Raw genomic sequence first — 21,716 nt, forward strand, 5'->3', positions numbered from 1 at the left:
TTTTTATTTGCTCAAAATTACAATGAATATCCCTGCATAAATAGAATTTAATCCGTTTTTCATGCATTTTATGTTATAAAGTTACATAATTTTAAGATTTAGATTCAAATTGGGTAGATGCACATGACCGAACGCCTTACTCCTGAAAAATCACCTTGGGGTTGGAAAGCACTCTTTATTTTCTGTATTTTGGGTGGAATTTTCATGTTTATTTTCTGGTTAGCGGTCACGAATGAACCTGACTACATGCCTAGCCAGCAACAAAAGCAGAATACTCAGCAACACGCCTTTAAAAATGCGCCAGCTATGTCACAAGAAGCATTGGCAAAAGCACAAGCAGATCGTGAAGCACGTGAAGCTTTGGCTGCTGAAACTGCAGATGCACACGGTATGACTGAAACAGAACATGCCAATATGCCTGAAAACCATGAGCCAGCACCCGCACATGGACATTAATATGCGCTAGCGGCTCTGTTCATACAGTTTATAAAAAGAAATCGCCATGATCACATTCCATCATGGCGATTTTTATTTTGCACGATTAAAATCAGGACTATCGACAATTCATTTAAAATATCAATCGCATATCTACATGCGGAATACCACAATCTAAATACGACTCACCCTCAACCTGAAAACTCAAACTTTGATAAAACGGAATCGCGTGTTCCTGCGCAGACAACTTGACCCACGGACGTTGCTGCTGCTTTGCCACCTGAATAATATGCTGCATTAAAACACGTCCCACACCTAAACCGCGCTGTGATTTCAACACTGCGACCCGTCCAATACTGTGATTTTCCAGTAAACGTGCTGTTGCAATCGCCTGTCCAGTTGCATAGACCACAAAATGCAAGGCAACTGCATCTTGTGCATCCCACTCATCTTCAGGCGCAATTCGCTGTTCCTGAATAAAGACTTGCTCACGAATAGATTTGGCCTCTGCAGCAAATTGTGTCCAAGTGCCCGATTGAATTTCATAATCTTGCATCTTTATATCCTGTTCCATCTTGCTTAGCACTTAGAACCAATGCCCTGTTGATCCCACTGATCGTTCAACAACAACTCCAAAGAATGTTTTTGAATACCGTACATGGTTTTTAAATCACGAATTTGTGCCAAAACTGCTTGATCAGGTTCACTCCAATTTTGACGTTTGGTTGCCAAAATCATTTTGTTTTTACTAGTGTGTTCTAAAGCGACAAACTCAAAAACTTTGGTGTCATAACCATAGGCTTTGAGCAATAAAGCGCGGATGGTATCGGTTAACATTTCCGCCTGTTGCCCTGCATGAATGCCAAATTGCAGCATCGGTTGCAACACGCTTGGGCTTTGTAATTGTGGACGCAACTCTTTATGGCAACACGGCGCGCACATAATCATTTGTGCATTCAGGCGAATACCAGTATGAATTGCAAAATCGGTGGCGACATCACAGGCATGCAAAGCAATCATTACATCTAAATGTTCTGGCTGATAGGTGCGCACATCGCCCTGAAAAAAATCTAGCTGCTGAAAGTCTGAAGCACTCGCCACCGACTGACAAAACTCAACCATTTTCGGGTTTAGTTCCACCCCAGTCACAAAAGGAAGAAATTGCTGCTTTTGCAAATAGTCATATAACGCAAAAGTTAAATAGCCTTTGCCTGAGCCAAAATCCACCACGCGCACAGTATTTTCCGAAATTTTGATTTGCGCCAAAGCCCCCGAAAAAATTTCAATGAATTTATTAATCTGTTTCCATTTACGCGCCATGCTCGGAATAATTTGCGCTTTGGCATCGCTAATCCCCAAGTGTTGTAAAAATGGGCTGGATTGATCGACATAACGCTGCTTTTCTCGGTCATGTCCTTGCGGTTCTTTCGGTTTCGCTATAGTCGGTGCTGTTTACTAATGCTGAGCATGGCTTTCTTTTTGTTCTTTTTTAGCTGAATTTCCTGATCTGTCGTGAATAAATTGGCCTGTTTACAATCTGCCAATAAGTGACTCAATTGTATCTGTGCTTCTGCCAAAGGATAGTTTTTGGTGATATCCTGCGTTTTATGGCGATACAAACAAGTTAAAACGGTGTCTTGATTTAGCTGAATCACCCGTAAGGTGATTTTTTCTAATTGTTCCAGTTCGCCTTTATATTGACTCAGCACCACACGATCAAGCTTTTGTGTATCAATGGCTTGCTGAAAAGCCTCTAAGAATTGTTGTTCCTGCACAGAGGGAGAAGCCAAAGTCGACATAATAAAAACCTGAAAAAATTACAATTCAAGTTTAATTGTTATTACCCTAAAAGCAAAATTGAATTACGATACAGTTGTATAATTAAAGAAATTAAAGCAGATTCGCCATGAAATTAAATGCCCCTTTAGTGCCTGATTATGACCTGCAAGAAGAACGGATTAACTATCTGAGCCATGGTGTTGGTGCGGCTTTGGCATTTATTGCAGGTATTCTTTTAATCATTAAAGGTGCGTATTTAAGTACGGGACAATGGCTAGGTTTGTGGGCCTATGCAATAAGCATGGTACTGCTTTTTTCTGCTTCAATGCTGTATCACATGGCAACCGCAGCAGACCGTCGTTATTTTTATAAAAAGTTAGATCACACCGCAATTTATTATTTAATTGCAGGGACTTATACCCCATTTTTATCCATCGCGATTCCTACTCAAAAAGCACAATATTTGTTAATTGCCCTGTGGATTATTGCCCTGATTGGCACCCTATTTAAACTGGTATTTATCAACCGTTTTCATAAAATTTCTTTAATTGCCTACTTGGTGATGGGTTGGTTAGCCGTTCTGGTCATGGACGATATGCAAGCCTATTTAAGCAGCCAAGCCCTGACCTTTTTGCTAATTGGCGGCATTGCCTACACCGTGGGTGCATTGTTTTATGCCTTAAAACGCGTAAGATATACCCACGCAATTTGGCATGTATTTGTCCTAATTGGTGCAGGCGCACACTTTCTGGCAATTTATCTGTATGTGATTTAACGCTGAATATCGCTCATGTCTTACAGATAAAACGATCAGATTTGAATGGTGTTCATGGATGCAGTTTTGTAACCGACTTCTTGTTCAAAAAAGTATAACTACAAGAAGTATCTACTATTTTTCTGCCAGTGCGGTCTGTGCCAAATTGCACTTTCATTTAAAATTCACTTTACATAAGGTCCTGTATGGCATCTTCATCTACTGCTGCCGCTGAACAGCCGACTCAAAATTCTAAATTTCGAGTACTGACTGCAAGCTTGGTCGGTACCACCATCGAGTTTTTTGACTTTTATATCTACGCCACTGCGGCAGTCATTATTTTCCCGTATCTGTTCTTTCCGACCAGTACTGACCCAATGACGGCAACCATTCAATCTCTCGCCACCTTTGCAATTGCCTTTATCGCCCGTCCAATTGGCGCAGCTTTATTTGGACATTTAGGAGATCGGATTGGACGCAAAGCCACTTTGGTCGCGGCATTATTGACCATGGGAATTTCTACAGTCTGTATTGGTTTACTGCCGACGTATGCACAAATTGGGATTATCGCGCCATTACTGTTGGCGTTGTGTCGCTTAGGGCAAGGTTTAGGCTTGGGCGGTGAATGGTCGGGAGCAGTACTGTTAGCCACAGAAAATGCCCCTGAAGGTAAACGTGCTTGGTATGGCATGTTCCCACAATTGGGCGCTCCGATTGGTTTTATTCTTGCCACAGGTTCATTCCTTATTTTAGGTGCGCTGATGTCTGAGCAAGACTTTATGACATGGGGCTGGCGCATCCCGTTTATTTCGAGTGCCTTATTGGTGATTGTCGGTTTATGGATTCGCTTAAAACTGCATGAAACGCCTGCCTTCCAAAAAGTGTTGAATAAACAAAAAGAAGTCAATGTGCCATTTATTCAGGTCTTTAAAAAACACGCTAAAATGTTAGTGCTCGGTACAATCGCTGCAATTTGTACCTTTGTGGTGTTTTATCTGACTACGGTATTTGCCTTGCAATGGGGCACCAAACAACTGGGTTATTCACGTGAAGAATTCTTAAAACTTCAACTACTAGCCACATTGTGTTTTGCTGCTTTTATTCCCCTCTCAGCCGTTTTAGCCGAAAAATTTGGACGTAAAACCACCTCTATCGCAGTGTGCATCATCTCTGCAATTTTTGGCTTATTTTTTGCCGACATGCTTGCTTCAGGCAGCACGTGGATTGTATTTATTTTCCTGTGTATTGGCTTGGCAATTATGGGACTTACTTACGGGCCCATTGGTACAGTATTGTCTGAAATTTTCCCAACATCTGTACGCTATACAGGCTCCGCACTCACCTTTAACTTGGCGGGTATTTTTGGCGCATCGTTTGCCCCACTCATTGCCACCAAACTTGCCACCACTTATGGCTTGGCTGCAGTTGGTTATTATTTAAGTGCAGCATCCATCTTGTCTTTAATCGCATTCTTAATGATTCGAGAAACCAAACATGATGATGTAAACAATCAAATTTAAGCGTAAAAATTGCATCAAAAAAACCAGCCTCGGCTGGTTTTTTTGATGTAGGTAAGGTGCGGGCGCTTACAATAACTCGATAATATCAATCGTGGGTGGCACACCAAAACGAAAAGGAACACCCACCATTCCAGTCCCCACAGTCACAAATACATCGGCATGATCATGGCGATATAAACCTTTTTTATGCCCTAAAATAGATACTTTTTTCATCACATAATCGGTCAGCCACGGCAGTTCAACCTGCCCACCATGGGTATGCCCTGCCAACATCAACGGACGTGTCGGCAGTTTTGGTACCATATCCACTGTATCAGGGTTATGTGATAACAACACCCACGGCTTATCCTGAGGTAAATCGGGCATATAGCGCATGTCGGTTTTACCTGCCCATAAATCGCCAATACCGAGCAAACGAAACTCATCAAACTCGACAATTCTACCTTCAATATCAATCACGTTATTTTGTTCTAAAGCCGTTTTTAACAGCTCTTGAATGGGCGGGCCAGGATACTGCTCATCATGATTACCATTTACCGAATATACAGGCGCACAAATTTCTTTTAATACCGCCAATTCTTCGACCAATTTATTTTCAGGCTCATAAGTCCAGTCGCCTGCTACAACGACAATATCGGGGTTTTGCAAATTGAGTTTTTTCACAATTTGCTTCAATTGACGCTCATGCCCAGAAAACAAGCCAATATGTAAATCTGCAATTAAAGCAATTTTGACAGGCTTTAATAAACGGCGATCTGCATGAATTTGATATTTGGTAGTTTTGACTTGAATCAAATGCGGTTCAATAAAACGCGCATAGCTCAACACAGCACTGACTAAAAATACAAAAATCGCTTCGTGGATGGAGTAATAGCCCTGAATACCCGCATAGACACTAAAAAAAACCAAAGGCGGCAACAGGTAAGACAAATAAAATGCCAACAAATGCACAAAGGCCTTAAACGGGTGAATGGTTTCTGTATTGGCCTGACTGCGCCATGCTTGCGAAACTGCCCACAGCGCCAAAATTGCCATACCCATATAGAAATACAACACGACTGAATCGTTATCCCACATATTTATTCTCTATTACTTCATACTTCTGCTATTCAATGCTGCGCTAAACCCAGATGTCGCATTTAACCCACACACGTCATATATCTGTATTGTCATATTTATCTTTTCATAGCTGACAATTATACTCAAACCCTATTTTTAACTTATTTGCTCCTCGTGCTAAAAAGGAATTTAATTTGGCAAACCGCAGCTCATCCGCTCCATTTCAAAATATTCGGCACAACGTCTTGTGGCTGAGTTGCGCCTTCGTTTTGACACTCTCAGGCTGTAGCACGCTGCCCAAACAGATTGAACATCCGATCCAGATGGCGTTTGAAACCCCAACCGATCAAACCAGTTTGGCCAAAATTGTACTGCCGCTACGCGAAAAATATCCGCAGCTTACGGGTTATCATGTCCTGTATGATCCGCTCGAAGCCCTAGCAGCACGTATCTATCTGATTAATAAAGCAGAAAAATCTTTAGATTTACAATATTATATTTGGGATAACGATAAAATTGGCGCGCTTGCACTACACGCCATTATTCGTGCGGCAGATCGTGGGGTGAAAGTCCGCTTATTGGTCGATGATAACAATGCCAAAAAAATGGAAGGCATTTATCTCGCGCTCGATCAACACGTCAACATCGACATCAAACTGTATAATCCATATCGCTTTCGACATTATCGTGCCATGGACATGATTTTGGATTTGAAGCGTATTAACCGTCGTATGCACAACAAAAGCTTTATTGCCGATAACCAAATTTCTCTGATTGGTGGGCGCAATATGAGCAATCAATACTATAACGTCAGCGACAATTATCAATTTTCTGATGTCGATGTGATGTTAGTCGGCTCGGCTTCGGATGAAATTATTCACTCTTTTGATGAATACTGGAATGATGACTATGCTTATTCAGTCAAGCAATTGGTCAATCCACAACATTACACCTTGCGTTATGAAAGCTTAAAACAGCAATTAGAACAGCACGATCAAGAAGCCACCGTACAAAATTATTTAGATTTGGTGACTCGTTCTAAAGCGATTGAACAGTGGATGACGCATAGTATTAAGTTCGATTGGGTCAGTGCTGAAGTGGTCAAAGATGCGCCGAGTAAAATTAAAGACCGCGCCTCAAAAGAAGAACATCTCAACTTTCAATTGCTGACGCATTTAGAGAAGCCAAGCAGTAGTGTCGATATTATTTCTGCGTATTTTGTCCCCGAACAATCGGGGGCAGAAAAACTAAAAGACTTGGCGGATGATGGCGTTCAGGTACGCGTACTGACCAACTCCTTTAAAGCCAACGATGTTCCTGTGGTGCATGCTTTTTACGCCAAATATCGAGAAGATTTATTGGCAAATAACGTGCAGCTGTATGAGTTTTTGGCGCGACCTGAAATGGAAAACCTAAACACACATACGCACGAAATTTCCAAAAAAGCCAAAGTCAGTATGAAAGGTTTAAGCCGTTCTAGTTTACATGCCAAACTCATGGCATTGGATGAAAAACAGGTATTTATTGGTTCGTTTAATTTTGACCCACGCTCGGCATATTTAAATACTGAAATTGGGGTGATTTTAAACAGTCCGCCATTGGCTCGCGCAGTTCACCACACCATGGATGTCAATTTGTCCAAATATGCTTATAAACTGGTTTTGGATGCACAGCAAAACATTCAATGGCACATGAAAAATCCACAAGGCGAAACTCAAATTCTGAAAAAAGAACCAGGGATGAAATGGTATCAACGTGCGGCAATGAAAATTACCTCATGGCTGCCAATTGAAGGCTTTATGTAGCAACATAATATTGAAGCTGTTGGATGATGACCATTATTCTTAAAAAAATGTGATGTGCTTAGGCTATCTTTAACATGAAGATGCGCCTAAGCATGTTTTATGATGTCAGCACTTGTGGTTTTAATACCTGACGATGCAACTCAGCCAAACCTTCTGTCATGCGTTCCTGTACCACAGCAGTTAAAGATTCAATATCGTGCCCTTCTACCACAATTGCAGGTAACGCCATTAAATGCGCTGTCACTTTCGACATTTCCAAAACATCTTTCACATGATCAACAAAGGTCATGTCATTAATAAACGGCGCAACAGTATCTAACTCACCTTGCTGATTCACATAACAAATCAGACAAATTTGCACAGGTCGTTTGGCTTCAATTGCTGCCCCTAAAATACGACCATGCACTTTTTTAATTTTGCTTCCATCTGACGTGGTCGCTTCAGGAAAAAATAATACAGGAATATCTTGTTTTAAAAATTGCGTGATTTGTTCACGAATTTTGACTGAATCGCCAGAGCCACGCTTAATAAATAGCGTCCCCCCACCTTTGGCTAACTTACCCAATAACGGCCATTTTTCAATTTCAGCTTTGGCCAGAAAAAATACCCGCGCACTAGAACCCAATACCGCTACATCTAACCACGAAATATGATTACTGACCCATAGCGCAGGGTCATGCGGAATTTCACCATGAATTTGCACTTCAATATTAAAAACTTTGCACAATTGACGGCAAAAATATTGCACATAGCGCGTATTGTTCGGGTTGTTGGTGTCTTTATACAATTGATGACGATAGACCAAATAAAACCCTTCACCAATCGCGCCAGCCGTTGCCAGAACTTTTTTGCTATACAAAGCAAGCTTTGCAAAACCATGAATTGGAGATGTGTGAGTTTCAACAGCTGGGTTCATAGGGTCATCACTAATTGTTAAACGCAAAACAACGTATAAAGGTCTATATTTTGCTCATTCTATACTGTTCAATCTGAACTTGCATTGATAATAAAAACCGAAACCTGCATGCAAACATGCGACTTTTGGCAAAATCTAAATAGATAAATTCTATATTGGGGTCATCCTTATAATTGAGTTTACATACGTTGATATAGCATCAAATCAGGGCGCAGGAAAAATCCAATCATCTATTTCCCTGCACAAACATTTTTTCTACTAGAATATAGCTTTAGCATGGAGATTGCGCTGAGTGGAAAATTTTGTGCCACATCAAGATGGCGAGCGTGTTGTACTGGTCAGTGTCGCTGTCCAAATTTTAGAAGACCTAGATGCCGAAGAATTTCAGCTCTTGGCTGAATCTGCGGGTGCAGAAGTTTTACAACACGTCCACACTCAACGTAGTAAACCCGATGCCAAACTCTTTATTGGCTCAGGCAAAGCCGAAGAAATTGCCGCATTGGTCAAAGAACACGACGCCAATTTGGTCATTTTTGATCATGCACTCAGTCCTGCACAGGCACGTAATTTAGAAAAAGTGATGCAATGCCGTGTGGTTGACCGTACCGAACTCATTTTAGATATTTTTGCTCAACGCGCCCGCACTTACGAAGGTAAATTACAGGTCGAATTGGCACAATTACAACATTTATCTTCACGTTTGGTGCGTAGTCGCAGCAACTTAGACAGTCAAAAAGGTGGTATCGGCTTACGTGGTCCTGGGGAAACCTTGCTTGAAACTGACCGACGCTTATTGCGTATTCGCATGGGACAACTAAAAACCAAACTCGATAAAGTCCGTCAAACCCGTGCACAAGGTCGTGTGGCTCGGCAAAAAGCCGCCATTCCTACCGTTTCATTGGTCGGTTATACCAACGCAGGCAAATCGACCTTATTTAATATTTTGGCGCAAAGTGATGTCTATGCTGCTGACCAACTGTTTGCTACGCTTGACCCTACTTTACGGCGTTTAGAATGGGATGGCATCGGACGTCTGGTATTGGCAGACACCGTTGGCTTTGTAAGAAACCTATCTCACTCTTTGGTGGAATCTTTTAAAGCAACTTTGGAAGAAACCTTAGAAGCCAGTTTATTGCTGCATGTGATTGATTCAAGCAGCCCCGATGTGTTGGAACAAATTGAAGCAGTCGAAGGTGTGCTAAAAGAAATTGGCGCAGATGTACCTATTTTGCGGGTTTACAATAAAATTGATGTCTCAGGCGAAACAGCCAAAATTATCTATGAAAAACCGCATCAACCTGACCGTGTCTATGTATCGGCACATTCAGGGCAAGGTTTAGACTTGTTAAAACAAGCCGTACATGAATGTTTGATGGGGCAAATTCAAAAGTTTGATCTTAAATTACAACCTGCTTATGGCAAACTGCGCAATCAACTGTATGCGCTCAATGTCATTCAGGCAGAACAGTACGATGATGAAGGTCAATTACATCTACAAGTCAGCATGGCACCACATAAACTGGAACAACTGATTAAACAGGCACATTTACCGATAGACGAAATTTTAGGTGCACAGGCAGAACAATTTAAACGTCCGCTTGAAGCATTTGAAATTGACGATCAGATCGGTTAAAACGTGATAAGTAAAATTTTAATGAAAGATCAAAAATGAGCAGGATAAAACATATCGATTGGCCAGCATGGATCGGCACACTCCTTTTGATTATTGTGTTTCGTGAAGCCTCAGTGTGGATCATGACTCAATTTAATCACCCAGAATTAGGCAATTTAGTCGGTTTGCTCAGCCTACTGGCGGTATTATTTACATGGCGCAAACTCAGTAAAATTCCTGCTCGTCTGGTCGATACCAACAACAAAATCATGAAAGAAAGTGCCTTTGCCTTTTTACCCATCAGCGCGGGTTCATTAATTATGCTCACGCACATGGGCAAACAAATTCCAATCTTCTTAATTGTGTTGTTTATCAGTACGCTGATCCCGCTTTGGCTGTATGCCAAAATGGCAAAACGCTGGCTTTAGGAGATTAAAATGCTGTCAATTCTATATGGTTTTTTAATCACTCTCGTTGCATATTTACTGGCAAAACCTTGCAACCAAAAAGTCCCGCAAATCCCTGTGATTGTCTTTGGCATGTGTTTTGTGTTGCTACTGTTGTATTTTTTCGGGATTCCATACGAAACTTACGTCGCACAAACCAACCCTTTGTTTAATCAATTATTGGGCTATGTGACAGTTGCACTCGCCATTCCTCTAGCAGCCATGCGTTATGACGATTTACCCCTCAAAGCGATTTTAGGTATTTTGTTCTTTGCCAGTCTTAGTGCTGTGGCGCTGCCGATGGGGCTTGCTTATGCGCTACATATGTCCAGTGCCGATATTATGGCATTTGCCACCCGTGCAGTGACCACGCCGATTGCGATTAATATCGCAACCTTATTAGAAGCACCGATTCAATTGGCAGTATTAATTGTAATTTTATCAGGTGTCGTGGGTGCTGCTTTTTCACCACTTATTTTAAGGCATATCAATGATGAACGTGCTTCAGGTTTGGCACTTGGCTTAGCTGCACATGCCATTGGTACTGCTCAAGCATGGCAACGTGGCAGTGTTGCAGGACGTTATGCTGCCTTTGGCATGGCAGTCAATGCAGTCTTTACCGCAGTTTGGCTGCCAACATTTATACTGTATTTACAAAGAATGTGACTGAGCAATCACTTTTAAAGATTGTGACCATTTCACTTTCTTTTTATTATGAAATATCCAGTTTGCGAAATGAAGGAACATTGAACATGGTCAAGATGAAACTCACCGTTGCCTTAATCTGCTCAGCCTTAGGTAGTTTTGCGCTGGCTCAAGATATTACAGGAACTTGGAAAAACATTGACGATAAAACGGGTTCATCTAAAGCCATTTTAGAAATTCGTCAGGAAAGCAATGGTAGCTATACCGCTAAAATCGTTAAAGTGACGCCACGCCCAGGTTACACACCAAGAGAAACCTGTGTCAACTGCCCTGCGCCTTATACCAACCAACCGATTTTAGGTATGGATGTACTCACTGGCTTAAAATATACAGGTAATTCCAATTTCACAGACGGGAAAATTATTGACCCTTTAAGCGGCAATATTTACAGCACCAAAGCCAAATTGAGCAATAATGGTAAGCGTTTGACCATGCGCGGTTATGTCGGTGTATCGGCTTTAGGTCGCAGCCAAACTTGGATTAAAAGTGATTAATTTATAAGTTATTCCATCAACTTAATTAATTCACTTTTCACTTAAAATGCCACACGTTCGTGGCATTTTTCACATCTTTTCCAGCATTTTCCCTGCAAGTTTAAGATTAAAAACTTCCTCAAATCTCTTGACTCTTACCACAACTCGCTTTATATCTTGAATTAACCTCTGTAATAACTTTCGACAATCAAAGGAACTGATATGAAGAAAAATGTATTGATGGGTGTATTTGCAAGCTTAATCTTCAGTGGTTCAGCATTTGCTGCAGACCTAACAGGTATCTGGCAAAGTATTGATGACAAAACAGGTTCACCCAAAGCCCTGATTGAAATTACCCAAGCTGAAAATGGCAGCTTTACTGGTAAAATTATCAAAGTCACACCAAGACCGGGCTATACCCCAAAAACTATGTGTGTGAATTGCCCTGCACCTTATACCAACAAACCTTTGGTCGGTTTGGAAATTATTAGTGGCTTAAAGCATGTGGAAAATAACAACTATGCCGATGGGCGTATTTTAGATCCACTTACAGGCAAAATGTATAGCCTGAAAGGTCGTTTAGCATCTAATAATAAACGTCTCACTTTACGTGGTTACGTCGGAATTTCAGCCATTGGTCGGACACAAACGTGGATTCGCCAACAATAAGCGAGTAATTGTGTCTCATCGGTCATTTTTTCTGGATACTCGGGACTTTGTGTCCGTTAATTCACAGATTAGACTAGCCGCAAAGACCGAGTAAGGGAAATAAAATGATTCAGAAATTGGCTTTAGGAATAGCCGTCATCTTCGGCAGTCTAAGCACTTTGGCGATGGCACAAGATTTAGCAGGAACTTGGCAACAAATTGATGATAAAACAGGCTCACCCAAAGCTGTCATCGAAATTCGTAAAGAAGCCAATCAAACCTATACGGGTAAAATTGTGAAAGTAACCCCGCGTCCGGGTTATACCCCACGTGAACTTTGTAATAAATGCCCTGCGCCTTATACCGACCAACCTATTTTAGGGATGGATATTTTAAAAGGCTTACAACAAGTCAAAAACAGCAACAATTACGAAAAAGGACGCGTAATTGATCCATTGGCAGGTCGTATTTACGATGCAAAAATTCGCCTCAACTCAACAGGTAAACGTTTAACTTTACGTGCTTATATGGGTGTATCTACACTAGGTCGCAGTCAAACTTGGATTCGAATTCAATAAAATTCAAGATAAAAAATAGCCACCTCAATAGGTGGCTATTTTCATTTCATCATCACATTTTTAAATTTTAAAGATGAATGTTATTACCATTCTGCCAGCGGATTATCCACTGCAAACAATTGCTGATCTTCCAAACGATAAGCTACAAGCTGATTGCCCCACACACAACCGCCATCCACATTTTGAATATTGTCGGCTACCGTTTGTCCCTGCAATGCTGCCCAATGACCAAATACGATTTGATGTGTTTGCGCAGCTAAAGATGGATATTCAAACCACGGTTTAAAACCTTCTGGCATCGGATCATCTAAGGCATCTTTAAAGCTGAATTCCAAACCACCCTGTGCATTGGCTAAACGCATACGGGTCAAATAGTTGGTAATACAACGTAAACGCGCATGCCCCTCTAAATCATCCGACCAAACTGCAGGTTCTGCCCCATACATTTCCTTTAAGAATGCATCCACTACCTCAAAGTCCTCATGCCCAATCACCGCCTCAACTTCTTTTGCCAAAGCTGCGGTTTGTTCCGCATTCCAAATATGTGGAATACCTGCATGAGTTAAAATGGTGTTTTCATTAGGAAAAAGACACAATGGTTGTTTACGCAACCAATCAATCAAATCATCACTGTCAATTGCATCAATCACATCACGAGTGTTGTCTTGTGCTTTGATTTTCTTTAAGCCACGTGCGCCTGCCAACAAGGTTAAATCGTGATTGCCTAACACCGTTGCTGCAACGCCACGATCTACCAGTTTTTTAATAAAACGCAAAGCACTTACCGAGTTTTCACCCCGCGCAACTAAATCGCCTGCAAACCAAATAAAATCTTGATCGGGATCGAACTGTATTTCTTTTAATAACAGTTTTAAGGCTTCAAAGCAGCCCTGCACATCACCAATGACATAGTTGTATCGAATTGCTGCCATTAATTCACCATCTGATCTGCCAATGCGACAAATGCACTCAAACTTAAAGTTTCAGGACGTGCCATTGGGTCTACCCCTGCACGTTCAAACGCATCTTCAGCCAACATGCCTTTTAAGCTATTGCGCAATGTTTTACGACGTTGGGTAAATACATGCGCCACCAAACGTGCCAATGCTTTTTCATCTTTGGCAATAATCGGTTTAGTCACATAAGGCTCTAAACGGAATACTGCAGAAGTCACTTTAGGCGGTGGATTAAATGCGCCAGGCGGTACTTCAAACAAGAAGGTTGGCTTACAGTAATACTGCATCATCACCGATAAACGCCCATATTCTTTGGTATTCGGTTCAGCCGTGATACGATCTACCACTTCTTTTTGCAGCATAAAGTGCATGTCTTTAACTTTGTCACCAAACTCTAAGAGATGAAACAAAAGCGGCGTCGAAATGTTATACGGCAAGTTTCCAACCACACGTAGCGGGCGCCCTTCCTGAAATAACTCGGTAAAGTCATATTTCAGCGCGTCACTTTCTACAATAGTTAAACGCTCAGGATGTGGCACACGTCCCGGTAAGCCTGCGGCCAAATCACGGTCTAATTCCACTACAGTCAAAGCATCACACTCACCAATTAAAGGTGAGGTCAATGCCGCTAAACCCGGTCCAATCTCGACAATATTATCGCCTGGACGTGGGTTCACTGAGCGGACAATTTTGGCAATCACGCGTTGATCATGCAAAAAGTTTTGACCAAAGCGTTTACGAGCCTGATGCCCTTCATCTTTTGGGTTTAGGGCATTAATTTGATACATAAAGATTTCCAAGCTGAAATTATGAACGTGCTAAATCCAGCGCTAAATCGACAGCAACATGCAAGCTAGAACTTTTCGCAAGTCCCGTACCTGCGAGGGAGAGCGCTGTGCCGTGATCGACTGAAGTGCGAATAAACGGTAAGCCTAAAGTAATATTGATTGCTTCACCAAAGCCCTGAGATTTTAACACAGGTAAACCCTGATCGTGATACATCGCTAAAACTGCATCGGCATCTTTTAAATTTTCTGGGGTAAATAAAGTATCTGCAGGTAAACTTAAACTGAGATTTTCACCGCGATTACGGTAATTTTGCAGCACAGGATTAATCACCTCAATTTCTTCCATGCCTAAATACCCATCTTCGCCCGCATGTGGGTTCAAACCACAGACCAATACTTTAGGATGTTCAATTTTAAACTTGCTTTTTAGATCGTGCAGCAAAATATCAATTACTTGTTCTAAACGTGTTTTGGTAATGGCATCTGCCACGGCACGTAAAGGTAAATGCGTGGTCGCCAAGGCAACGCGTAAGGTTTTGGTGGCTAACATCATCACCACACGCGCAACACCTGCAAACTCCTGATAATATTCAGTGTGCCCACTAAAAGAAATACCAGCTTCATTAATAATAGATTTTTGCACGGGTGCTGTCGCCACGCCCACACTCTTACCTGTCATTGCATAAGAAGCTGAGCGACGTAATTGCTCCAAAACGTAAGCTGCATTTTGTGCATTTAAATGCCCCAACTCAACATCTACAGCCAAAGGCACATGCTCAACATATAACTGCCCAAGCGCTGCAGGCTGTTGCTGACCTGAATATTCAATCAATTCGACTTGTTGCTTTAGAATTTCGGTGCGTTGTTGTAATAATTGATGATCTGCCAATACCACAATTGGACGCTCATCTTGTCGAGCTGCCAGACTTAGACAAATATCAGGTCCAATACCTGCAGGTTCACCACTGGTGACATATAAAGGGCGCATGCAGCTTCATCCACTATAGCTAGGTGTAGCTGAATTATAGCGCCATCCTGAGCAAAATTGTTTTATCTCCAATCTAATCTAAATCGGCTATCTAAGATGCCCATCTGATGCGCCCATTCCGAAATGCCAATCACGACCATACATAACAACAAACCTATAAATAGTATTTTGGGCGCTTGTTGAGTGACTGCTCGATAGTTTTGATCAGATAGACTCAACATGATGAAGCCACCGATGCCATATAGCATAAAAGGGAGCAAGGTGATGTGCATAAATACAGAATAGATTAAGATAAAAGCAAATACATCAGTACCATAAGCTGCACCTACCAACAAAAATGCCAGTTCATACAGAGCAATTAATGTGATGAAAAAACCTGCTATAAATTTTAGCAGTTTATTTGGTTTCGGCTTTAATGCTTCTGTCGTTAATGCTTTTGTCGTTGTAGCGACGCGTTCTAAATCATCAGACATAGTGATCCGTCCTCATCATTATTATTAGCTGTGACCATACAGAAAAAGCTAAAACAGCACTAGATAAAGAAGATCAATACCTGATTTTTACTGTCGTGAAATGGTCGCTAGAGGTGATTTTGCTTTTATAACCAAACTTGATAAAATATAGCGCTTAAAATGTGACTTTTCCATTGTAGTTCTACCCATTCTCAGGTAGAATTCGGACTCCTTTTTGTTTGGACAGCTTCCATAGTCCAAACCAACTATAATAGGTAGTGGTTTAATGAAAACTCTCAGCGCTAAGCCAGCTGAAGTTCAACACGACTGGTACGTTGTTGATGCTTCTGGCAAAACTCTAGGTCGCCTTGCGACAGAAATCGCTCGTCGTTTACGCGGTAAGCACAAAACTTCTTATACTCCTCACGTTGACACTGGCGACTACATCGTTGTCATCAATGCTGAGCAAGTTCAAGTGACTGGTAACAAATCACTTGACAAGAAATACTATCGCCACACTGGTTTCCCTGGTGGTATCCGTGAAACTAATTTCGAGAAATTAGTTGCTCACAAACCAGAAGAAATCTTCCAACGCGCTGTAAAAGGCATGTTGCCAAAAGGTCCTCTTGGTTATGCTATGATCAAGAAAATGAAAGTGTACGCTGGTGCTGAGCATCCTCACACAGCTCAACAGCCACAAGTTTTGGACATCTAAGGGATACAGCACATGGCTACTAACTATGGTACAGGTCGCCGTAAGACCGCAACTGCACGTGTTTTCTTATCAGCTGGTACAGGTAAACTCGTAATTAACAACCGTACTCTTGAGCAATATTTCGGTCGTGAAACTGCTCGTATGATCGTACGTCAACCATTAGAGCTTCTTGAAGCTACTGAAAAATATGACCTTTACATCACTGTTGCTGGTGGTGGTATTGGTGGTCAAGCTGGTGCAATCCGTCACGGTATTACTCGTGCATTGATCGCATCTGACGACACTTTAAAACCTGCTCTTCGTCAAGCTGGTTTCGTTACTCGTGATGCTCGTGAAGTTGAACGTAAGAAACTTGGTTTACGTAAAGCTCGTAAACGTCCACAATTCTCTAAACGTTAATTCGTTTACCGAATCGGACACAAAAAAAGCCTTGGATTTTCCAAGGCTTTTTTTATGCAAATCAACGAGCTGAGCATTTTAAGCCAGATAAACAATTCGGATTCACATACACCAAAAATCAAAATTCAATACAGTCCAAAAATTGAAAACCAATCAACAAATATCTCATACACTTTTATCAGCTTTGCTGGGTGATTTTAGTGGCTAAGTTTAGTATCCTATTCTATTAATTTGGTTTTATTTCGGATTATGTCAGTCGAGAACGCACCCTTACAAGGCATTACCCTCTACAGTCATGCGGACGACTTTCGCTCACATTGGATTCGTTACGTTCTGGCCGAAAAACAAATCAAATATCAACTGATTTTGGTCGATTATGAAGATGAAGATCTTGCAAGCCTGAATCCGTATAATCAACTTCCAATGCTGCTAGAAAACGATTTAAAACTCTTTAATACTGCGATTATTTCCGAATATCTGGATGATCGTTATCGACAAAATAAACTCTATGCAGATGCACCTATGCCACGTGCAGAACAAAGACAATATATTTGGCGCTTTGAACAAGACTGGTTCAAACTTGCCGATCAGATGCTACGTCATCCTGATAGCTTAGATTACACAACACAGCGCGCTGCACAAAAAAAATTACGTGATACACTCATTTCACTGACACCATTATTTCAGCATTATCCTTATTTCATGTCAGAAAATTTCAGTATTTTAGATTGCATGCTGGCACCTTTATTTATACGGCTAAAAGCCATGGGCATAGAATTACCCCAACAACACTGTCGTCCAATTTTCCTGTATTGTCAGCGGATTTTTTCACGCCCTGCCTTCACTCAAGCAATGACTTTGCAAGAAAAAAATCGCTATCAAGAATTTTTAATTCATACTTAAAGAGCATATTATGTCTGAATCTGAAATCAATTTAAGTCCAACCCGTCCTTATTTAGCCCGCGCAATTTATGAATGGATTTGTGATAACCAACTCACACCACATTTATTGGTCGATGCTACACAGCCGAATACGCTTGTTCCTGAACAATTTATTCAGGATGGTCAGATTGTCCTAAATATCGTTCCACATGCAGTGCATGCCTTACACATGAGCAATGATGCAATCACCTTCTCTGCACGCTTTGGTGGCGTATCACGCGACTTATATGTACCTATGAATGCCGTCGTAGGTATCTATGCAAGAGAGAATGGACAAGGCTTATTCTTTGATCCAAGTGAGTATGCACATATCCAAAATGATCAAGATGCTTTAGAATCAAAGACTGAAGAAAAAACCGAACAAACTAAGAAAAAACCAAGCCTTAGATTATTAGATTAAAACAATGGAGTAGTGAATGGCTTTTGATTTAGTACAATATTTTGCAGCGCAGATTAAACTTCAAAAGCCCTCGCTTTTGAAACAATATAATGCTGTTGATCGCGACCAATATATTCAAGAAATCAATGCGCTGAGCTTAGGCAAACTGGTCAGTCTGTGGCGAGAAGACAACCAAAAACTTTATCAAGAAATTGATCATCAAGATGAATTATATATTCAGGAAATTGCACGTCGACTCACCACATCTCCACACAATCAGTCACCTCTCTCCAAAACTGAGCTTGAACAGAATATTAGTGAAGTCTTAGCCTTACAACTCACAGAGCTCAAGCAATTGGATCAAACCGGTAATTTTGGCAATAAAGGTCTAGGTGAATTATTGCTAGGTCAAATTGAACATTTATCTGGTCAAGCGGATGATTGGGTTTGGTCAACAAACGATCTAATAGAGTTAAAAGGTTCTAAACCAATTCCTCAAGAAGAGCTATCATTAGAGGCATCAATGAAGGAGTTTAATCAAATGGTACAACAACATACCCACGATGATCATCAAAATATTGAGCCTGTAGAAGCAATTGTACCCACTTGGTCTAAAGTACTAGAACCTATCGTTGCGATTGCGATTTTAGCAATTCTATGGTGTTCCGTTACTCAATTATTCGCTTAAATCAATCTTCTATCTAAGCCGTAATAAAACCATCATCATCTGATGGTTTTATTTTGCCTTCACTTTTTATAGTTTTTAATATTTTCTTTTCTACATAAAAAAACACCCCCAACGCTAGTTGAGGGTGTTTAGAATAATGAGCTGGCGATGACTTACTCTCACATGGGTAACCCCACACTACCATCAGCGCGAAGAGGTTTCACTTCTGAGTTCGGTAAGGGATCAGGTGGTTCACTCTTGCTATGGTCGCCAGCACAACTGTTTACGGAGACTTGCATTGGTCTTATTCACGATGGTGATGCACTGCGTTTTCCGAATCTGTAACAGATTGGGCTGTATTGGGTCTGAATTTTATTGTTTAGCGTTAACTAAATCAAGATCAGTCTGAATTGACTGATTGGATTTGAATCGATTGAGCATACAACCCCAACTGTTTGGGTGTTGTATAGTCAAGCCTCACGAGCAATTAGTATTGGTCAGCTTCACATATCGCTATGCTTCCACATCCAACCTATCAACGTCGTAGTCTTCAACGGCTCTTTAGGAGGCATAAAGCCTCGGGGAAATCTTATCTTGAGGTAGGCTTCCCGCTTAGATGCTTTCAGCGGTTATCCCTTCCGAACATAGCTACCCGGCGATGCGACTGGCGTCACAACCGGTACACCAGAGGTTCGTCCACTCTGGTCCTCTCGTACTAGGAGCAGATCCTCTCAAATTTCCAGCGCCCACGGTAGATAGGGACCGAACTGTCTCACGACGTTCTAAACCCAGCTCGCGTACCTCTTTAAATGGCGAACAGCCATACCCTTGGGACCTGCTTCAGCCCCAGGATGAGATGAGCCGACATCGAGGTGCCAAACACCGCCGTCGATATGAACTCTTGGGCGGTATCAGCCTGTTATCCCCAGAGTACCTTTTATCCGTTGAGCGATGGCCCTTCCATACAGAACCACCGGATCACTAAGACCTACTTTCGTACCTGCTCGACTTGTGGGTCTCGCAGTTAAGCGCGCTTTTGCCTTTATACTCTACGCGTGATTTCCGACCACGCTGAGCGCACCTTCGTACTCCTCCGTTACTCTTTAGGAGGAGACCGCCCCAGTCAAACTACCCACCAGACATGGTCCTCGCCCCGGATTACGGGGCAGAGTTAGAACCTCAACATTACCAGGGTGGTATTTCAAGGATGGCTCCAATGGAACTGGCGTCCCATCTTCAAAGCCTCCCACCTATCCTACACAAGTAAGGTCAAAGTTCAATGTCAAGCTGCAGTAAAGGTTCACGGGGTCTTTCCGTCTAGCCGCGGGTACACCGCATCTTCACGGCGAATTCGATTTCACTGAGCCTCTGCTGGAGACAGCGCCGCCATCATTATGCCATTCGTGCAGGTCGGAACTTACCCGACAAGGAATTTCGCTACCTTAGGACCGTTATAGTTACGGCCGCCGTTTACTGGGGCTTCGATCAAGAGCTTCGCTTACGCTAACCCCATCAATTAACCTTCCAGCACCGGGCAGGCATCACACCCTATACGTCCACTTTCGTGTTTGCAGAGTGCTATGTTTTTAATAAACAGTTGCAGCGGCCTGGTTTCTGAGGCTGTCGACAGCTCAAGGAGCGAGTCCTATCACCATCAACAGCGTACCTTCTCCCGAAGTTACGGTACCATTTTGCCTAGTTCCTTCAGCAGAGTTCTCTCAAGCGCTTTGGTCTACTCGACCTGACCACCTGTGTCGGTTTCGGGTACGATTCCAGTGTAACTGAAGCTTAGAGACTTTTCCTGGAAGCAGGGTATCAGCCACTTCACTGTACAAGTACAGCTTGCTATCAGATCTCAGCATAGAGCACCCCGGATTTGCCTAAGATGCATGCCTACTTCCTTTCACCTGGACAACCAACGCCAGGCTGACTTAACCTTCTCCGTCCTCTCATCGCATTACACTGAAGTATTGGAATATTAACCAATTTCCCATCGACTACGCCTCTCGGCCTCGCCTTAGGGGTCGACTCACCCAGCCCCGATTAACGTTGGACTGGAACCCTTGGTCTTTCAGCGAACGGGTTTTTCACCCGTTTTGTCGTTACTCACGTCAGCATTCGCACTTCTGATACCTCCAGCAGACTTCTCAATCCACCTTCTTCGGCTTACAGAACGCTCCCCTACCACTTGACTAATGTCAAATCCGCAGCTTCGGCACATAGTTTTAGCCCCGTTACATCTTCCGCGCAGGCCGACTCGACTAGTGAGCTATTACGCTTTCTTTAAAGGGTGGCTGCTTCTAAGCCAACCTCCTAGCTGTCTATGCCTTCCCACATCGTTTCCCACTTAACTATGATTTTGGGGCCTTAGCTGGCGGTCTGGATTGTTTTCCTCTTGACTACGGACGTTAGCACCCGCAGTCTGTCTCCCGGATAGTACTCATAGGTATTCGGAGTTTGCATCGGTTTGGTAAGTCGGGATGACCCCCTAGCCGAAACAGTGCTCTACCCCCAATGGTATTCGTCCGAGGCGCTACCTAAATAGCTTTCGGGGAGAACCAGCTATCACCGAGTTTGATTAGCCTTTCACCCCTATCCACAAGTCATCCCCTGGCTTTTCAACGACAGTGGGTTCGGTCCTCCAGTTAGTGTTACCCAACCTTCAACCTGCTCATGGATAGATCACCCGGTTTCGGGTCT

General features: G+C 42.3%; 22 protein-coding genes, 2 rRNA genes and 1 pseudogene. 15 read left to right on the forward strand and 10 right to left on the reverse strand.

What is annotated here, in order from left to right; genetic code table 11:
* Positions 1–123 precede the first annotated feature (123 nt).
* Positions 124–456, forward strand: coding sequence for a hypothetical protein (locus tag F947_RS04215; RefSeq protein WP_004972453.1), 333 nt, complete (start codon positions 124–126; stop codon positions 454–456).
* Between the two features lie 112 nt (positions 457–568).
* On the opposite strand, the gene F947_RS04220 is transcribed toward F947_RS04215, so the two are convergent.
* Entirely contained in the window at positions 569–991 is a 423-nt protein-coding gene (locus F947_RS04220; protein ID WP_004972455.1) for a GNAT family N-acetyltransferase, read from the reverse strand.
* 23 nt (positions 992–1,014) lie between these two features.
* A pseudogene (locus F947_RS04225) lies at positions 1,015–2,234 on the reverse strand (class I SAM-dependent methyltransferase).
* A 107-nt stretch (positions 2,235–2,341) separates the two neighbouring features.
* Between F947_RS04225 and trhA the strand changes: the two are divergent.
* A complete protein-coding gene (trhA, locus tag F947_RS04230) occupies positions 2,342–2,989 on the forward strand; it encodes a PAQR family membrane homeostasis protein TrhA (protein WP_004972459.1) in 648 nt (215 codons plus the stop codon).
* A gap of 185 nt (positions 2,990–3,174) precedes the next feature.
* On the forward strand, positions 3,175–4,488 hold the full coding sequence (locus F947_RS04235; RefSeq protein ID WP_004972461.1) for an MFS transporter: 1,314 nt from the start codon (positions 3,175–3,177) through the stop codon (positions 4,486–4,488).
* A gap of 66 nt (positions 4,489–4,554) precedes the next feature.
* Here the strand turns inward: F947_RS04235 and F947_RS04240 are convergent, their stop codons facing one another.
* Positions 4,555–5,565 (reverse strand): metallophosphoesterase, encoded by a 1,011-nt coding sequence (locus tag F947_RS04240; RefSeq protein WP_004972462.1) that lies wholly within the window; start codon positions 5,563–5,565, stop codon positions 4,555–4,557.
* A gap of 176 nt (positions 5,566–5,741) precedes the next feature.
* Here F947_RS04240 and F947_RS04245 point away from each other — a divergent pair, with 176 nt between their 5' ends.
* Positions 5,742–7,352, forward strand: coding sequence for a phospholipase D family protein (locus tag F947_RS04245; RefSeq protein WP_026438286.1), 1,611 nt, complete (start codon positions 5,742–5,744; stop codon positions 7,350–7,352).
* 97 nt (positions 7,353–7,449) lie between these two features.
* Here F947_RS04245 and F947_RS04250 read toward each other — a convergent pair whose 3' ends face one another.
* Positions 7,450–8,268, reverse strand: a complete 819-nt coding sequence (locus F947_RS04250) for a lysophospholipid acyltransferase family protein (RefSeq protein WP_004972464.1) — start codon at positions 8,266–8,268, stop codon at positions 7,450–7,452.
* A gap of 292 nt (positions 8,269–8,560) precedes the next feature.
* Between F947_RS04250 and hflX the strand changes: the two genes are divergently transcribed.
* From hflX to F947_RS04280, 6 genes are all read left to right on the forward strand, one after another.
* On the forward strand, positions 8,561–9,901 hold the full coding sequence (gene hflX / locus F947_RS04255) for a ribosome rescue GTPase HflX (RefSeq protein WP_004972465.1): 1,341 nt from the start codon (positions 8,561–8,563) through the stop codon (positions 9,899–9,901).
* 35 nt (positions 9,902–9,936) lie between these two features.
* A complete protein-coding gene (locus F947_RS04260) occupies positions 9,937–10,308 on the forward strand; it encodes a hypothetical protein (protein WP_004972466.1) in 372 nt (123 codons plus the stop codon).
* A gap of 9 nt (positions 10,309–10,317) precedes the next feature.
* A complete protein-coding gene (locus tag F947_RS04265) occupies positions 10,318–10,992 on the forward strand; it encodes an LrgB family protein (RefSeq protein ID WP_004972468.1) in 675 nt (224 codons plus the stop codon).
* Between the two features lie 86 nt (positions 10,993–11,078).
* Entirely contained in the window at positions 11,079–11,525 is a 447-nt protein-coding gene (locus tag F947_RS04270) for a DUF2147 domain-containing protein (RefSeq protein WP_004972470.1), read from the forward strand.
* A gap of 201 nt (positions 11,526–11,726) precedes the next feature.
* Entirely contained in the window at positions 11,727–12,173 is a 447-nt protein-coding gene (locus tag F947_RS04275) for a DUF2147 domain-containing protein (RefSeq protein WP_004972472.1), read from the forward strand.
* Between the two features lie 104 nt (positions 12,174–12,277).
* The gene (locus F947_RS04280) at positions 12,278–12,730 is read left to right on the forward strand and encodes a DUF2147 domain-containing protein (RefSeq protein ID WP_004972473.1); all 453 of its coding nucleotides are present in this window, start codon (positions 12,278–12,280) and stop codon (positions 12,728–12,730) included.
* 83 nt (positions 12,731–12,813) lie between these two features.
* Here the strand turns inward: F947_RS04280 and F947_RS04285 are convergent, their stop codons facing one another.
* From F947_RS04285 to F947_RS04300, 4 genes are all read right to left on the reverse strand, one after another.
* A complete protein-coding gene (locus F947_RS04285) occupies positions 12,814–13,662 on the reverse strand; it encodes a symmetrical bis(5'-nucleosyl)-tetraphosphatase (protein ID WP_004972476.1) in 849 nt (282 codons plus the stop codon).
* A complete protein-coding gene (rsmA, locus tag F947_RS04290) occupies positions 13,662–14,474 on the reverse strand; it encodes a 16S rRNA (adenine(1518)-N(6)/adenine(1519)-N(6))-dimethyltransferase RsmA (protein WP_004972477.1) in 813 nt (270 codons plus the stop codon). The genes F947_RS04285 and rsmA overlap by 1 nt, the downstream gene beginning before the upstream one ends.
* Positions 14,475–14,493: 19 nt before the next feature.
* The gene (pdxA, locus tag F947_RS04295) at positions 14,494–15,462 is read right to left on the reverse strand and encodes a 4-hydroxythreonine-4-phosphate dehydrogenase PdxA (RefSeq protein ID WP_004972479.1); all 969 of its coding nucleotides are present in this window, start codon (positions 15,460–15,462) and stop codon (positions 14,494–14,496) included.
* 62 nt (positions 15,463–15,524) lie between these two features.
* Positions 15,525–15,935, reverse strand: a complete 411-nt coding sequence (locus tag F947_RS04300; RefSeq protein ID WP_004972480.1) for a hypothetical protein — start codon at positions 15,933–15,935, stop codon at positions 15,525–15,527.
* 265 nt (positions 15,936–16,200) lie between these two features.
* On the opposite strand from F947_RS04300, the gene rplM reads away from it, so the two are divergent.
* The 5 genes from rplM to F947_RS04325 all read left to right on the forward strand — a co-directional run bounded on the left by rplM (position 16,201) and on the right by F947_RS04325 (position 19,037).
* Complete coding sequence (rplM, locus tag F947_RS04305) at positions 16,201–16,629, forward strand: 50S ribosomal protein L13 (protein WP_004909012.1); 429 nt, start codon at positions 16,201–16,203, stop codon at positions 16,627–16,629.
* A gap of 12 nt (positions 16,630–16,641) precedes the next feature.
* Complete coding sequence (gene rpsI, locus F947_RS04310) at positions 16,642–17,028, forward strand: 30S ribosomal protein S9 (RefSeq protein ID WP_004972483.1); 387 nt, start codon at positions 16,642–16,644, stop codon at positions 17,026–17,028.
* A 249-nt stretch (positions 17,029–17,277) separates the two neighbouring features.
* On the forward strand, positions 17,278–17,931 hold the full coding sequence (locus tag F947_RS04315; RefSeq protein WP_004972486.1) for a glutathione S-transferase N-terminal domain-containing protein: 654 nt from the start codon (positions 17,278–17,280) through the stop codon (positions 17,929–17,931).
* 10 nt (positions 17,932–17,941) lie between these two features.
* Positions 17,942–18,370: a ClpXP protease specificity-enhancing factor gene (locus F947_RS04320; RefSeq protein WP_004972487.1), complete on the forward strand. Its 429-nt coding sequence runs from the start codon at positions 17,942–17,944 to the stop codon at positions 18,368–18,370.
* A 16-nt stretch (positions 18,371–18,386) separates the two neighbouring features.
* Complete coding sequence (locus F947_RS04325; protein ID WP_004972488.1) at positions 18,387–19,037, forward strand: hypothetical protein; 651 nt, start codon at positions 18,387–18,389, stop codon at positions 19,035–19,037.
* Positions 19,038–19,176: 139 nt separating this feature from the next.
* Here F947_RS04325 and rrf read toward each other — a convergent pair.
* Together rrf and F947_RS04335 are read right to left on the reverse strand one after the other, a co-directional pair.
* A 5S ribosomal RNA gene (rrf, locus tag F947_RS04330) occupies positions 19,177–19,291 on the reverse strand.
* Between the two features lie 191 nt (positions 19,292–19,482).
* A 23S ribosomal RNA gene (locus F947_RS04335) occupies positions 19,483–21,716 on the reverse strand; the annotation flags it as partial.

Source organism: Acinetobacter towneri DSM 14962 = CIP 107472, from assembly GCF_000368785.1.
Lineage (GTDB): Bacteria > Pseudomonadota > Gammaproteobacteria > Pseudomonadales > Moraxellaceae > Acinetobacter > Acinetobacter towneri.

What these genes read in the sequence shown, in the direction of transcription:
- F947_RS04215 (WP_004972453.1), top strand. Translation starts at nt 124, where the DNA reads ATGACCGAACGCCTTACTCCTGAAAAATCACCTTGGGGTTGGAAAGCA.
- F947_RS04220 (WP_004972455.1), bottom strand. Translation starts at nt 991, where the DNA reads ATGCAAGATTATGAAATTCAATCGGGCACTTGGACACAATTTGCTGCA.
- trhA (WP_004972459.1), top strand. Translation starts at nt 2,342, where the DNA reads ATGAAATTAAATGCCCCTTTAGTGCCTGATTATGACCTGCAAGAAGAA.
- F947_RS04235 (WP_004972461.1), top strand. Translation starts at nt 3,175, where the DNA reads ATGGCATCTTCATCTACTGCTGCCGCTGAACAGCCGACTCAAAATTCT.
- F947_RS04240 (WP_004972462.1), bottom strand. Translation starts at nt 5,565, where the DNA reads ATGTGGGATAACGATTCAGTCGTGTTGTATTTCTATATGGGTATGGCA.
- F947_RS04250 (WP_004972464.1), bottom strand. Translation starts at nt 8,268, where the DNA reads ATGAACCCAGCTGTTGAAACTCACACATCTCCAATTCATGGTTTTGCA.
- F947_RS04260 (WP_004972466.1), top strand. Translation starts at nt 9,937, where the DNA reads ATGAGCAGGATAAAACATATCGATTGGCCAGCATGGATCGGCACACTC.
- F947_RS04265 (WP_004972468.1), top strand. Translation starts at nt 10,318, where the DNA reads ATGCTGTCAATTCTATATGGTTTTTTAATCACTCTCGTTGCATATTTA.
- F947_RS04270 (WP_004972470.1), top strand. Translation starts at nt 11,079, where the DNA reads ATGGTCAAGATGAAACTCACCGTTGCCTTAATCTGCTCAGCCTTAGGT.
- F947_RS04275 (WP_004972472.1), top strand. Translation starts at nt 11,727, where the DNA reads ATGAAGAAAAATGTATTGATGGGTGTATTTGCAAGCTTAATCTTCAGT.
- F947_RS04280 (WP_004972473.1), top strand. Translation starts at nt 12,278, where the DNA reads ATGATTCAGAAATTGGCTTTAGGAATAGCCGTCATCTTCGGCAGTCTA.
- F947_RS04285 (WP_004972476.1), bottom strand. Translation starts at nt 13,662, where the DNA reads ATGGCAGCAATTCGATACAACTATGTCATTGGTGATGTGCAGGGCTGC.
- rsmA (WP_004972477.1), bottom strand. Translation starts at nt 14,474, where the DNA reads ATGTATCAAATTAATGCCCTAAACCCAAAAGATGAAGGGCATCAGGCT.
- pdxA (WP_004972479.1), bottom strand. Translation starts at nt 15,462, where the DNA reads ATGCGCCCTTTATATGTCACCAGTGGTGAACCTGCAGGTATTGGACCT.
- F947_RS04300 (WP_004972480.1), bottom strand. Translation starts at nt 15,935, where the DNA reads ATGTCTGATGATTTAGAACGCGTCGCTACAACGACAAAAGCATTAACG.
- rplM (WP_004909012.1), top strand. Translation starts at nt 16,201, where the DNA reads ATGAAAACTCTCAGCGCTAAGCCAGCTGAAGTTCAACACGACTGGTAC.
- rpsI (WP_004972483.1), top strand. Translation starts at nt 16,642, where the DNA reads ATGGCTACTAACTATGGTACAGGTCGCCGTAAGACCGCAACTGCACGT.
- F947_RS04315 (WP_004972486.1), top strand. Translation starts at nt 17,278, where the DNA reads ATGTCAGTCGAGAACGCACCCTTACAAGGCATTACCCTCTACAGTCAT.
- F947_RS04320 (WP_004972487.1), top strand. Translation starts at nt 17,942, where the DNA reads ATGTCTGAATCTGAAATCAATTTAAGTCCAACCCGTCCTTATTTAGCC.
- F947_RS04325 (WP_004972488.1), top strand. Translation starts at nt 18,387, where the DNA reads ATGGCTTTTGATTTAGTACAATATTTTGCAGCGCAGATTAAACTTCAA.